The organism is Paenibacillus sp. SJS-P3 (genome assembly GCF_056711585.1).
The window spans coordinates 4,110,819-4,123,296 of the sequence record NZ_CM160043.1 but is presented as its reverse complement, the minus strand read 5'-3'; the positions used below and the strand labels follow the sequence as shown (position 1 = coordinate 4,123,296).

Annotated in this window: 12 protein-coding genes and 2 pseudogenes; 10 read left to right on the top strand and 4 right to left on the bottom strand. The window is 58.5% G+C overall.

Annotated features, from left to right (window positions below; all coding sequences use genetic code 11):
* Positions 1-135: 135 nt before the first annotated feature.
* The gene (locus AC06G8_RS19035; RefSeq protein WP_480283555.1) at positions 136-258 is read left to right on the top strand and encodes a hypothetical protein; all 123 of its coding nucleotides are present in this window, start codon (positions 136-138) and stop codon (positions 256-258) included.
* Positions 259-345: 87 nt separating this feature from the next.
* The gene (locus AC06G8_RS19030) at positions 346-684 is read left to right on the top strand and encodes a hypothetical protein (protein WP_447664360.1); all 339 of its coding nucleotides are present in this window, start codon (positions 346-348) and stop codon (positions 682-684) included.
* A gap of 176 nt (positions 685-860) precedes the next feature.
* On the opposite strand, the pseudogene AC06G8_RS19025 reads toward AC06G8_RS19030, so the two are convergent.
* A pseudogene (locus AC06G8_RS19025) lies at positions 861-1,023 on the bottom strand (IS256 family transposase); the annotation flags it as partial.
* A 51-nt stretch (positions 1,024-1,074) separates the two neighbouring features.
* On the opposite strand from AC06G8_RS19025, the gene AC06G8_RS19020 reads away from it, so the two are divergent.
* Complete coding sequence (locus tag AC06G8_RS19020) at positions 1,075-1,137, top strand: YjcZ family sporulation protein (protein WP_447664410.1); 63 nt, start codon at positions 1,075-1,077, stop codon at positions 1,135-1,137.
* 176 nt (positions 1,138-1,313) lie between these two features.
* The gene (locus AC06G8_RS19015) at positions 1,314-1,550 is read left to right on the top strand and encodes a hypothetical protein (RefSeq protein WP_447664362.1); all 237 of its coding nucleotides are present in this window, start codon (positions 1,314-1,316) and stop codon (positions 1,548-1,550) included.
* A gap of 409 nt (positions 1,551-1,959) precedes the next feature.
* On the opposite strand, the pseudogene AC06G8_RS19010 reads toward AC06G8_RS19015, so the two are convergent.
* From AC06G8_RS19010 to AC06G8_RS19000, 3 genes and pseudogenes are all read right to left on the bottom strand, one after another.
* Positions 1,960-2,225: pseudogene (locus AC06G8_RS19010) on the bottom strand (transposase); the annotation flags it as partial.
* Positions 2,221-2,475: a TIR domain-containing protein gene (locus AC06G8_RS19005; protein WP_480285469.1), complete on the bottom strand. Its 255-nt coding sequence runs from the start codon at positions 2,473-2,475 to the stop codon at positions 2,221-2,223. The pseudogene AC06G8_RS19010 and the gene AC06G8_RS19005, both read right to left, overlap by 5 nt.
* Before the next feature lie 292 nt (positions 2,476-2,767).
* A complete protein-coding gene (locus tag AC06G8_RS19000; RefSeq protein WP_447664364.1) occupies positions 2,768-3,673 on the bottom strand; it encodes a LysR family transcriptional regulator in 906 nt (301 codons plus the stop codon).
* Positions 3,674-3,809: 136 nt separating this feature from the next.
* On the opposite strand from AC06G8_RS19000, the gene AC06G8_RS18995 reads away from it, so the two are divergent.
* The 6 genes from AC06G8_RS18995 (at position 3,810) to AC06G8_RS18970 (ending at position 12,460) form a co-directional block, all read left to right on the top strand.
* On the top strand, positions 3,810-5,822 hold the full coding sequence (locus tag AC06G8_RS18995; RefSeq protein WP_447664365.1) for a YhgE/Pip family protein: 2,013 nt from the start codon (positions 3,810-3,812) through the stop codon (positions 5,820-5,822).
* 170 nt (positions 5,823-5,992) lie between these two features.
* Positions 5,993-7,600 (top strand): phospholipase D-like domain-containing protein, encoded by a 1,608-nt coding sequence (locus tag AC06G8_RS18990; protein WP_447664366.1) that lies wholly within the window; start codon positions 5,993-5,995, stop codon positions 7,598-7,600.
* A 170-nt stretch (positions 7,601-7,770) separates the two neighbouring features.
* Entirely contained in the window at positions 7,771-8,379 is a 609-nt protein-coding gene (locus tag AC06G8_RS18985) for a DUF2087 domain-containing protein (RefSeq protein WP_447664367.1), read from the top strand.
* Between the two features lie 154 nt (positions 8,380-8,533).
* Positions 8,534-10,159, top strand: a complete 1,626-nt coding sequence (locus AC06G8_RS18980) for a spore germination protein (protein WP_447664368.1) — start codon at positions 8,534-8,536, stop codon at positions 10,157-10,159.
* Positions 10,156-11,247, top strand: a complete 1,092-nt coding sequence (locus tag AC06G8_RS18975; RefSeq protein WP_447664369.1) for a GerAB/ArcD/ProY family transporter — start codon at positions 10,156-10,158, stop codon at positions 11,245-11,247. The genes AC06G8_RS18980 and AC06G8_RS18975 overlap by 4 nt, the downstream gene beginning before the upstream one ends.
* Complete coding sequence (locus AC06G8_RS18970; protein WP_447664370.1) at positions 11,240-12,460, top strand: Ger(x)C family spore germination protein; 1,221 nt, start codon at positions 11,240-11,242, stop codon at positions 12,458-12,460. The genes AC06G8_RS18975 and AC06G8_RS18970 overlap by 8 nt, the downstream gene beginning before the upstream one ends.
* Positions 12,461-12,478 lie beyond the last annotated feature (18 nt).

Below are 12,478 nucleotides of genomic sequence, written 5' to 3'. Positions count from 1 at the left end.
GCCAATCCGCCGCGCTCCGAGCATCTGCAAGCGGTATCAGGATCGGATGCGGTACGACGGGGGAGCCGGCAACAGCCCCTCTGCCTGGAGCTGCGCCCTCGGACTGACTTCATGCCCGGCCTTGCGGGCGGATTCATGCAGCTCTATGACGATATTCTCAAATACTCGCAGTACGGCTCTGCCGCGGATTATGCCGGCGCCATCAACAGCGCCGTCAGCGGCTCCGCGGGGAGCGGCTCGCTCGGATTGCACGCCTGAACGAGGATGACAGCGGGCGGATGATGGTAGCATTTTGTAAATTCTCCTGATATAGTCGTTCTATCAGACTATAGGGGGAATACCTTCATGCCTGCATCCCGCACTATGAAATGGCTGACGGGGGTTATGGAACTGGTCCTCGGCATCCCGCTGGCAGGAGCCTTGATCGTGATCGGCTTCGGTTATGTGCCTTTATTCGTCATGCTTATCCTGCATATCATTACCTTTGCCTTGTCCAAGAGCAATGGCGAATCCAGCAGCGGCTCCATCCTCGGCATCATCACCTCGCTGATTGCCTGGATTCCGTTTGTCGGCATGGCCATGCATCTGGCCACCGCCGTTACGCTGTTCGTCAGCGCGTCCAGGACATTCGCTCCGAATCCGCCCTCGCATCCTCCCGTACCGCCGCCGCCGAGCAGCTTCTAGGCGGCGCGGCTAAGCTCAGCAAGAAGCTCCCTTCGGCGAAAGGGAGCTTCTTTTTTTTGCAGGCAGCGTCAGCAGAGGCTGGCTGGCGGCATCGGTCCTAACGCGTTCCGAGTGATCGGAATCGGCGCGGCTGCTTCCTTCCGGAACTACTATCGCTAGCGACATCTTGGCTTTCGTCTCGTGCTCCTCGTAGCCCAGATGCGTGTCCATCTCCGCCTCCAGCATTTCCTGAATCGTCTCCGCAAAGAGGTCTTTCAGCGCGTTTTGAGCATCCTGTGCCGTGACCAGCTTGTTCTCCTTAATAAATGCCCGCAGTTGCTCCTTCGTCCACAATCCTATGTGTTCTCCCCGACCTTTCGTCTATCTTCATCTTTTACAGACTGAAATAAAATGACAGCTGCCTTAGTTCTTTTCATATTGCTGGTTATCATAACTAGTTCTTTCTGTTTCTAAACAAATAACATTTTTGAACCCTGCCAGTTTTGTACTGACAGGGTTTAAAAGTGCTCTTAAAGTCCGTTTCTCAAAATTTCGTAAACTAGCGGAATCTATCATGTAGAGAGTATAACTGCCGCGACCTCTTTTCCAACACGTTCATATGATGCTTTATTAAAGAAAGGGATGATGAGATGGAAACCTATTATTGCTGCATGCGACACATGAACCAGAGAGTCCGCATTACGACTAGAGACGGTCGTGTACACGAAGGAAGAATCGTAAGAGTGGATCGTGGTAACGTGTACTTGGAGACAGATCGAAGAGACGGACCTGTAACGACCTCCGCTTTCTTGCCCTATGGATTCAGGGCTCGCACCTCCATATTGACGTTAAGCCTGTTCACACTGCTCGCGATTGCTCTAATCTAATGTGCCGGCCCCTCGCTACGAGGAGATTTTTTTGGAATCAAAAAACACGAAGCGTAGCCAAAAATGCGCTTCGTGTTGCATCAATCCACCGTTACTTCCAGATTTCACGAGCGGTTTCAACAACTATCCCCAGCGACCCTGCTGCGCGTTTGTTGGCAGGGTTTTTTGTATAACAATATGATTGTGTAACATAAGTATAAATACAACATATACGGACACGCCGTTATACAATCCGAAAGCATCGGTAAATAGACTCACCTGCATTTTGGAGGCCGCTGAAGAACTTGCGGTTTTTCGGAGAGTACAGGAGGTAGACGGAAAAATGCGACACCCGATCCGGATTTTCGGACGGTGTCGCATTTTTCATGGGTTCTTTCGCTGTTTCTTAGTCTGCCATCCTCATGATTCGCTATAAATTCACTGCGAATATTGCCATTGCCCCTTGTATTTGCATGCCTAACAGACCCGAGGAATCGGCTACGTCGTAACGATGCCAATTCTTGAGCTCGCTGTTTTTTGCTTCTATTTTATAGCGTTCTTTCGCTTTTTCTTTAAAGAACTCTGTTTCCTGAAAAGCCATTTGCTCTGTGTGCTCTCCTGATTTTATGCTCACCGAGTACGTTTGCTCTTGGCTCCTTCTTTGCAGCATCCCTCTTTGAAAGGGCATCCCTTACACATTATGCCGAGTAATAAAGTAAGTTTGATTCCGAGTGGTGGCAACATCCCCAACTGCGAAGACAAATATGCCGAAATCATTCGCGTTGAGCTCTCGATCTAGTGCTTCCATTGTATAATCGTTAGCTCCAAAAGTGCTGGCATACCAGGAATTAACCTCAATCTGTCGTTCAAGAGCCGCGGCAATCTCTCTAGCATAAGGGATCGCTTCTCTCGAGCTGCCAATAAAAGCTCTAGGTTTTCTATTCATCGTCATTTGTATAATCTCTTAAAGTGTATGAATTACCATGACCGCGAACATCTTAAGTATACAGACTCCTACCCATATAGGAAAAAATTCTCCATCTAACCGATAACGGCTGAAGAACCTGGCGGAAGCATGTCAAAATTCATCTGAAGCTCAGAATATCGCCTTTCCAACGAAGCGAGCATTCGCACGTTGAAACCAAGCGCATCCTCACCGGACATCCACTGCGGTACAGACATAACACCGGTCAGAGTAACGAAATGGCGTCCATTCCGCTCGAAGCTTGATGCCCCGTCTAGGGGAGAGATTTTGCCGCATCCGAGCCGACGGCTTTGAAATATTGCCGGACATGCCCCCGGAACTGCTGCGCCGCCTCGGACAGATAACGGCGGCTGCCGAAAGCCATTCCGATCGTCCGCCTGCAGGAGGGACCGGCCAGCTTCAGCAAGCGAAGCTCCGGGGAGAGAGGCCGGTTGACCGACAGCTCCGGCACGAAGGCGATGCCGAGCCCCCGCCGCACGAGGTTGCCGATCACCTGGGGCTCGTCGCCCTCGAAGGCGGTGAACGGGCTGAAGCCCGCCTCGCCGCACAGCCGGTCGGTCAGCACGCGGAAGTCATGTCCGGCATTCATGCTGATGAAGCGCTCTTCCCGCAGGTCTTCAAGCTGGACCGAGGCCTGTCCGGACAAGCGGTGAGATGCGGGCGCCAGCAGGAAAATCTCTTCCTCATAAAGAGGCTCCCAGACGACTTCTTTCCCTTCTACGACGGCGGAGGAAAGGACGAGGTCGGCTTCGCCGCTCTCCAGCTGGCGCTTCATCGAGGCGGAGGAGCCGATGCGCTGCCGCAGCCGCACCAGCGGGAATTGCGTCAAGAAAGGGCCGAGAAGCCCCGGAAGCAGATGGGGGAGAGAGACGGCGATCGTCACGGAGCCCTCCTGCAGGCCGGCAAGCTGCCGGATTTCACGGCGTCCCTCCTGAAGCTCCACGAACGCCTTGTCCACACGCTCCAGAAAGGCGCGTCCAAACGAATTGAGCCGCAACTGGCGGCCCTGGCGGTCGAACAGCGGCACGCCTAGATCGTCCTCCAGCCGGGAGATCGTCTTGCTGAGCGAAGGCTGGGCGATCTTGAGCTCCTCCGCGGCCCGGGTCATATGCTCCAGACGGGCGACCGTCTGGAAATATTGCAGCTGGAGCAGTTCCATTCCGCATTCTCCATTCATAGCTTTGAGTGTATGATATTATTCATTTTCATGTATTATACATAATCGATTCTACCGAGTAAAATGGGAAGCCGATACGGTCCGCTCGGAGCGTGATTATGGAGGAGGAATGAATGGCGTGGAAGGATTTCGGCATATATTCGGGGATTGGAAACGGCTGCTGCATCATGCGCATGGACGGATCGCGCTGGGCTTCCTGATTCTGGTTCCCTTGATTTATTTGGGACTGTTCCTGTCCGGCTACTGGAATCCGTACGGCAAGCTCGACAAGCTGCCGATCGCGGTCGTCAATGAAGACGAGGGAGCCATGCTCGGCGGCAAGCCGATTCATGCCGGAGCTGACTTCGTAAGCGAGCTGCAGCGGAAGCGGACGATGGATTTCCGCTTCGTCACGGCCCGGGAGGCGCATGACGGCCTCAAGGATGGAACGTATTACATGACGGTAACCGTTCCGGAGGACTTCTCCTCCTCCGCGGCCAGCCTGATGGACGCCGATCCGAAGCCGGCACGGCTTCTGTACGAAACCGACGCGGGACGCAACTTCGTCGCCTCGCAGGTCGGCTCAAGCGCCGTCAAGGAAATGAAGGCTGGCATTCAAGCCAGCCTGACCAAGGCTTATGCAGACGGCGTGCTCAGCTCCATGAAGAGCATGGCGGATGGACTCGGGAGCGCGGGCAGCGGCGCGCTCACGCTGCATCAAGGCACGGAAGCAGCCTATGCGGGGCTGAAAAGCGTTGCGGACGGGGCCGTAGAGCTGGCTGCAGGAACGGCCAAGCTCAGCGGCGGCGGAGCCAGGCTGTCGGCGGCATCGCAGCAGCTGAAGCAAGGCGCCGCAAGCGCGGCTGCAGGCAGCTCCAGCCTTGCGGATGGCATGGCGAAGCTCGCAGCGGCGCAGAAGCGGCTTCAGACCGGTTCGGACACAGCCATCTCCGGCATGGACGGACTTGCAGCTTCAAGCTCCCAAGCCGCGGCCGATCAAGCCAAGCTGGCGGCCGACCTGGCGAAGCTGCAGGATGAGCTTGCCGCCTATGCGAAGGATAAGGAAGGAGCGGGCGACGACTCCGCTCTGGGCCGGCTGCGGGAGCAGCTGGCTCAAGCCGGGGCGGCCTCGCAAGCGTTGGCGGCAAGCCAGCGTAAGCTGGCTGCCGGAGCCGATAAGCTCGCAGCCGGGGAGCAGAGGCTCCAGAGCTCGCTGAAGCAGTTCGGCGGCGGGCTTGCCGATGCCGCCGCCGGAGCTTCCGGCTTGAAGGCCGGCACCGCCAAGCTGAGCGCCGGCATGGACGGCTGGGCCGCAGCCTTTCAGTCGCTGCGCAGCGGCATGGAAGGCCTCGCAGGCGGCGCGTCGGGGTTGGACAGCGGCACCGCCAAGCTGCTCGGCGGCATGAGCAAGCTGGACGCCGGCACGGGCGAGCTGTCGGCCAAGCTTGCGGATGCGGCGCAGCGCACGGGCAGCCTGCGCACGGGCAGCGGCGTCTCCGCCATGCTCGCGGAGCCGGTGCAGCTGGTGGAATCGGAGCTGCACGAGGTTCCGAGCTACGGCGTCGGCATCGCGCCTTATTTCCTGTCGCTCGCGCTGTTCGTCGGCGGCATCATGGGCGCCAACATCCTGCCGCTCGGGCGGAGGCAGGACCAGGCCCTCGGCGGCACGGCCCAGTGGATCAACAAGCTGGGCCTGTTCTACACAGTCGGCATCGCGCAGACTGCGATCGTCGTCGCCATCGCTCTCTTCGGCTTCCGAATCGAGCCGGCCAGCACGCCGGCATTCATCGGCTTCAGCCTGCTGGCGTCGCTGACGTTCCTGACGATCATCTACATGCTGGTCACGGTCTTCGGCTTCATCGGCAAGTTCCTGTCCGTCACGCTCCTTGTCGTGCAGCTGGCTACTTGCGGCGGCACGTTCCCGCGCGAGCTCAGCGCGCCGGTTCTGCAGGCTGTCGGCCGATACCTGCCCATGACCTTCTCGCTGCACGGCTTCCAGAGCGCGATCTCGATCGGAGACGGCTCCTGGACGGCGGCGAATGCGCTGGCGCTGACGGCATGGCTTGCAGCCGCCGCTCTCGTCAGTCTCGCCTTCAACATCGCGCATGCCCGGCGGGATCCGCGGCTGGCAGGGGAGGCAGGGGCGGCTTAGAGAGCCGGCGGCCGCCCGCAGACCCCGATGCGATTCGACACCGTGCTGATACCGAACCATGAATGTCCAAGCTGCCAGCTGGATTCCCCGAAGCTGGGACAGAACGCCGGTTTTCGTTTAATGTTCCTTATCAGCATCCAGGCTCGGACAAGATCGGAGGCGAATAGACAGTGGAACAGAGACGAATCGCAGCGAAGGAATGGGACGGCAGGCTGCGCCGGGGAATGGTCGATTTTTTCAACTATTTGCTTTCGGGCGGATTCAGAAACGGCGTGATGGAGGAGGGGAAGGAAGCTGCTTCCCTGGCTCAGGAGCTGTTGGATGCGGAAGCAGCGGCAAGGTACAGGCAGGAGCGGCTGGGCGGCTTTCTGACCGAATGCAGCCAGCTGATCCTGCTGCCCGGGGCCACGGAGGATGGATTGGAGAGAATCGCTTTTCGGGTGAACGGGATGCGGCTTGAGAATCTCAGCCTGCTTGCTCCCCATACGACACAGGGCAACCGCGCCGAGGCGTTCGTGAACGGGCCGGACAGCCTGGCGGTCATTCTTGAAGAAATCGGACGCGCCGAGCGCTACATCCATTTCTCCGTCATGCTCTTCTTCAACGACAAGTCCGGCAACCGGGTGGCTGCCGCTCTGGAAGCGGCTTTGCAGCGCGGCGTCCAGGTGCGCCTCATGGTCGATGCCACGCTGAGCGCCTTAGGCTACGACCATGATCTGGAGTACGGCCGTTTCGCGCTTCTCAAGGAAAGGCTGGAGGCGGCGGGCGCGGAAGTCGTCAACACGTTCGAGAGCTGCTGTCCCAAGGAGGCATGGCCGGCGAAGCGCAAGGAGCTGGCGGAGAAGGGCGTGCCGGACAGCAGCCTGTATGTCCACGATTTCGCTCAAGCCCAAGCAGAGACGGGGCTCAACATCATCAACCACCGGAAATTCATCGTGCTGGACGGGCATACGCTTATACTCGGCAGCCTCAACGTAGGCGATCAGTACCTGGGCGACACGCCGATCATCGCGGAGGGGAATGTCATTGCCGGCGGCCGTCGGATGGGAATTCCGGGCAGCCCGAAGGAATGGCATGACGGCTGCTTCCGGATCCGGGGAGGGGCGGCGTATTCCGCGAACCGGATTTTCGCCGCTCAATGGGGCGTAGTGGCCGGGGAATCGTTCGATCCCGGGGATGAATTCTATTGCCCCTCCTCGGCGAACAGACGATATGGAGACGAGGAATGCACGCTGGTCGCCAGCTTCGCCGGCAATCCGGTGAACTTGATCCAATCGTATCATCTCGCCCTGCTGGAGCATGCCGCCGATGAGACCGTCATCGTGAATCCTTATCTCATCGATGACGAGTTCTGGAAGACTCTGCAGAGCCTGGAAGCGGACAGGGCTGCCCATATATCCATTTGCAATCCTCTCCAAATCAACGATCACCCGACCAATCTCGCCGCCGTCCGAGGCCATATGCGCTCGCCTTTCGAGAAGGGCGTTTCCTTCTACGATTACAGCGGGACGGAACGGTTTTCCCATTGGAAAGTGGCTTACGACCGCAGGGCGGATGCCGTGTTCCACGGCTCCTACAACTTGAACGAGCGCAGCGCCTGCCATGACTTCGAGCTCGGCATCCTGGTGAGAGGCGAAGCCTTCGCGGATACGGTCAGGGAAATGATCGGCTACGATCTCGGCGTATCCCGCAAGATCGAGGATGCCGGGGAGTTTTTCAAGCATCCGGCGCTCCATCCCAGCACCTATCTCAACAAGCTCATGAGCAAGTTTGCTTGAGGATGCATTCATCGGTATTGAAGCCTCCGCTTCGGGCGACATCCTGAGGGAGGCTTTTTACCGTCCCTGTCTTCCTGCGAAGCCGCCCCGTCGGCTCTTGACGAAGGAGATGAATTCGATTAATATCTAATTAGATAGTTATTAAATCCTCGAAAAGGAGGCTGGCCTTCATGCAGCTGGAGAAGGTTGTCGCTTACCACAAGGCTCTGGCCGATCCGACGCGGATCCGGATGCTGATCCTGCTGGCCGAGGGCGAGCTGAACGGACAGGCGCTCGCAGAGAAGCTTTCGCTGACGCCGGCGACGATCACCCATCATGCGGCCAAGCTGCGTGAGGCAAGCTTGATCAACGAGCGGCGCGACAAGAACACGATTTATTTTACGCTCAACGATTATTTCATCCGCAGCGGAGCGCAAGGGGCCGCCAGCTTGATCTACCGCCGGACGGCGGACAGCAGGGAGGAGAACCCGACGATGGACGAACGGATGGAGAAGTTCCGCAGCGGGGTGCTGAACAATTTCTTCGACAAGGACGGCAGGCTGAAGAGCATCCCGGCCCAGCTGAAGAAGAAGCTGATCGTGCTGGAGCATCTCGCAGGCCGGCTGGAGGCGGGGCGCAGCTACGAGGAGAAGGAGATCAATGCTTTCATCAAGGAGGTTCACGACGACTTCGCCACGATCCGGCGAGAGTTCATCATGCATCAATTTTTGTTCCGGGATAAGGAAATCTACGAGCGGAATCCGGTCGAGATGTGGCCTCGGTGGGACGCCTTGTCCTGAGCCTTGTCGAATTCCATCCCTCTTTCAAGGCTTCGGACACAACGTCCGGAGCCTTTTTCCGCCTCTTTCGTCCCTTGCTGGGAAGAGGCACATAACCTGGAACAGGCTGGTTATAATACCGGTACTTGCACATTCAGGGAGGGGGAGAAGGACGATGGGGAGCTGGCGGGGCAAATCAAATCTGTTCAAGCGTACCGGTGCCGTTCCCGTCAAAGACTTGACGCTGCGAAAGTATGAGGGCATGCAAGCGTCCGCCAAACTGGATGAAATGCTCCGCATGCTGAAAGAGGTTTTCGGGGAAACGGACGACATTGCGATCAGGCAGTTCCGCATCTTCGGAAGCTTCAATGCCGCAGCCGTCTTCCTCGAGCCGATGGTCGACCAGGACCGGATCAACCGGGACATCCTGCAGCCTTTGATGACGGCCATGAAGGACGAGCAAGCGCAAGGGCTGCATGCGAGCCGGATCGCCGATTATGCGCTCCATGACTATCTGCATGCCGCGGATGCGAGCGCGGAGATCATGATCATCCCGATGCTTCTCGCTGTGACCTCTGGCGAAACGGTGATCTGCATCGACGGGAGCAACAAGGCGCTGATCGTCAACACCCGCGACGTCAAGAAACGGGCGATCGAGCAGCCCCAGACCGAGCAGGTCATACGCGGCCCGCGCGAAGGCTTCATCGAGTCGCTCGATACGAACATCGCGCTCGTGCGATCCCGTCTCTCGACGACCGACCTCAAGGTGAAGATGGCCCCGATCGGCAGGCGTGGGTATACGAATGTCGCCGTCTGTTATTTGTCGAGCATCGCGGATCCAGCTATCGTCGAGCGGGTGCTGGGCAGGCTGGCCAAAATCGATACGGACGCCATCCTGGACGCCGGTTATATCGAGCAGTTCATCGAGGATCAGCCGTTCTCCCCGTTTCCGCAGATCCAGAACACGGAAAGGCCGGACAAGACCGCAGCGGCGCTGCTGGAGGGGCGGATCGCCATCCTGAGCAACGGCTCTCCGTTCGCGCTCATCGTTCCTTGCTTCTTCAGCCAGTTCTATCAGACGCTGGACGATTATACGGAGCGGTTCCTCATCGGCAGCCTGATCCGGTTGATCCGGCTGGTTGCGCTTGTCACCTCCCTTATTTTCCCTGCTCTTTATGTATCGTTGATCTCCTTCAACCCGGAGCTGATTCCGACCGACTTCGCCGTGGCGGTGGCGGGAGGCAGAGCCGGCGTCCCTTTCCCGACGGTGATTGAGGTGCTCATGATCGAAATTTCGATGGAGATTCTCCGCGAAGCGACCATCCGCCTTCCCCAGCTGATCGGCGGCGCGCTCAGCATCGTCGGCGTGCTCATCATCGGGCAGGCGGCCGTCGCGGCCGGCTTCTCCAGCCCGATCACTGTCGTCATCGTCGCTTTTACGACGATCGGCTCGTTTGCTACTCCCGCCTACAACGCCGCCATCGCCTTGCGGATGCTGAGGTTCCCGCTCCTTATCCTGGCCGGCTCGTTCGGCTTGTTCGGCGTGCTGATCGGACTGCTCCTCATCGCGAACCATCTGCTTGCCTTGGAATCGTTCGGCGTGCCTTATATGGCTCCGTTCGTGCCGGGCAATTGGCAGAGCTTCAAGGATCTGCTTATTCGCGGTCCCATCTGGTGGATGAGAAAGCGCCCTTCGCATCTGCACACGCTGGATGCCAACCGGTTGCCGCCCGATGCTGCGGATGCGCCGATGCTGAGAACGCTTCAGTATGGCAGCGAGGAGGGTACCCAAGGCCCATGAGTGATACGCTTTCGATATCTTCCATTCGAATGGCCGCGGTCGTGACGAGCGCCAATGTGGGCATCGGCGTCCTGACCCTTCCGCGATTCGCCGCCGTAGGGGCGGAAAGCGGAGCTCCGCTGCTGACCGTAGCAGGAAATGTCTGCGGCGCCATATCTCTGCTGCTGCTTGCTTATCTCTGCAGCCGCCATCCGGGAGAGAACCTGATCTATTTCAGCGAAAAGCTGGTCGGCGCTCCGGTCGCGCGAGTCATGAACGGGCTGCTGATCCTGTATTTCCTGCTCGTGTCCGGCATATCGCTGCGGCAGTTCGGGGAAGTCGTCGTGCTTGTCCTGCTCCAGAAGTCGCCCATGCAGATCATCGAATGCATGCTTTTGCTGGTCGTGGCCTTGTCGGCCCGGCGGGACCTGATCAAGTTTTCGTTCGTCCACTCTTTCTACCTGCCGTTCATCCTGCTGCCGGGCCTGTTCATCGTGCTGATCGCGACCCGCAGCATCGATCCGGACAATCTGCTGCCGCTGATCGGAAACCATCACGGAGACTGGCCGAACGAATCGGTGAAGATCGCTTCCTTATCGCAAATGTCCTTCGTGTTCTGCCTGCTGGTGCCGCTCATGAAATTTCCCAAGCGGGCGGCCTCATCCGTCGCGATAGGCGCGGCGGTCGGCGGCGCGCTTTATCTGCTGGTCGTCCTGACGACGGTGGGCATGTTCGGATCCGAGGAGACGAAGATTCTGACCTATCCGACGCTGGAGACGGCGCGCAGCGCGTCTATGGGCGCCGGCCAGCGGCTGGATGCGCTGTTCCTGATCATCTGGGTCATCTCGATCTATACGACGATCTATGCGACCTACTACTTCTCCGTCCATGCCAGCCGCGATCTGTTCCGCCTCGGAGACCATCGCATGTTCGCTTCCTTCTATATGCCGGCCGTGTATGCCGTGTCGATGATTCCGTCCAACATCCATGTTCTCTACTCCTTGTGGGATTGGTCCGGGCGGTACGGATTTTTGCTGACGGCAGCGTATCCCTTGCTGCTGCTGGTCATGTCGTTCATCCGGTCGGGAAGGGGGCAGGCCCATGCCTAGATGGAGGCGGATGCTGGCCTTGGCGCTGGCGGCGGCGATCGCATTGCCCTTGTTGAGCGGCTGCTGGGACCGGCAGGAGCTGGAGAACCGCGCTCTTATTCTCGGCATGGCGATCGATGAGGTGAATGAAGAAGCAGACCGCGACAACGAGCATGCGACTCATCTGAATGTGCCGGAATCGTTGCGGAACCACCGGATTCTGGTGACGGCCCAGATCGCCATTCCCGGCAGGGTGCCGCTCGGTCCGGGAGAGAGCGGGGGCGGCAAGCAGGGAGGGCTGCCGGTATGGGTCGTGAAGGTGACGGGTTATTCCATCGACGATGCGCTCAGCAACCTGCAGCAGGAAATCGCCGATCCGCGCAGCCTGATCCATCTGCGGATCATCGTCGTCAGCGAGAAGATCGCCCGCAGAGGGATGGAGGACATCAACGACTACTTCCGCCGCAACTCGGAGGTGAGGCGCTCCACCTGGATCGTGGTTTCGGATATCGAGGCGAACAAGCTGATGAACGTAGCGCCGCCGCTTGAGCGCGTCCCTACCCTCTATCTGCTGTCCATGATTGAAAAGGCGGTGGAGATGGGCAAGTTCCCTCCCCAGTTCGCCGGCAATTTCTGGAGCGCCGAATCCCGCCTCGGACAGGACGAGTTCCTTCCTTACGTGTCCATCCGCCAGAAGGAGAAGATTCTGCTCAAAGGAATGGCGCTGTTCCACGGGGGGAAAATGATCGGCCATTCGGAGCCGATCGAGATCGGCAGTTATATGGCCATCAAGGGGCTCAATCCGGGAGGGTATTCCGTCCTGGGGGACGTGCCGGGCATAGGAGCGATCATGCTCAAAAGCAACCGCCGCATAGCCGAGACGAAGGTTTCCATCCGGGACGGCAAGCCTCACGCGCATATCGTCGTCCATCTGGACACCAGCGTCGAGGAGAAGATCGACGGCGAATCCGAGCGCTATACGGCGGAGGATTTCGACCTGATCCGCAAAGATATGGAGAAGGAGGTCTACTACTTACTGCTGGAATTCATTCGCAAAACCCAGCGCTACCGGAGCGATCCGTTCGGCTTCGGGGAAATGCTGCGCGCCCGGGAGCCTGCGTACTGGAACAGCCGCATCAAATCCAAGCAGGATTGGGAGCGGGAGTACGCAGGCATGGAATTCGAGCTGGAATGCAAGGTCGCGATCCGCAGGGAAGGGCTGAAGCTCAATTGATCTCGTGCAAGGAGGCTT

What these genes read in the sequence shown, in the direction of transcription:
- AC06G8_RS19030 (WP_447664360.1), top strand. Translation starts at nt 346, where the DNA reads ATGCCTGCATCCCGCACTATGAAATGGCTGACGGGGGTTATGGAACTG.
- AC06G8_RS19035 (WP_480283555.1), top strand. Translation starts at nt 136, where the DNA reads ATGCAGCTCTATGACGATATTCTCAAATACTCGCAGTACGGCTCTGCC.
- AC06G8_RS18985 (WP_447664367.1), top strand. Translation starts at nt 7,771, where the DNA reads ATGCAGCTGGAGAAGGTTGTCGCTTACCACAAGGCTCTGGCCGATCCG.
- AC06G8_RS19005 (WP_480285469.1), bottom strand. Translation starts at nt 2,475, where the DNA reads ATGAATAGAAAACCTAGAGCTTTTATTGGCAGCTCGAGAGAAGCGATC.
- AC06G8_RS19000 (WP_447664364.1), bottom strand. Translation starts at nt 3,673, where the DNA reads ATGGAACTGCTCCAGCTGCAATATTTCCAGACGGTCGCCCGTCTGGAG.
- AC06G8_RS18980 (WP_447664368.1), top strand. Translation starts at nt 8,534, where the DNA reads ATGGGGAGCTGGCGGGGCAAATCAAATCTGTTCAAGCGTACCGGTGCC.
- AC06G8_RS18975 (WP_447664369.1), top strand. Translation starts at nt 10,156, where the DNA reads ATGAGTGATACGCTTTCGATATCTTCCATTCGAATGGCCGCGGTCGTG.
- AC06G8_RS18970 (WP_447664370.1), top strand. Translation starts at nt 11,240, where the DNA reads ATGCCTAGATGGAGGCGGATGCTGGCCTTGGCGCTGGCGGCGGCGATC.
- AC06G8_RS19015 (WP_447664362.1), top strand. Translation starts at nt 1,314, where the DNA reads ATGGAAACCTATTATTGCTGCATGCGACACATGAACCAGAGAGTCCGC.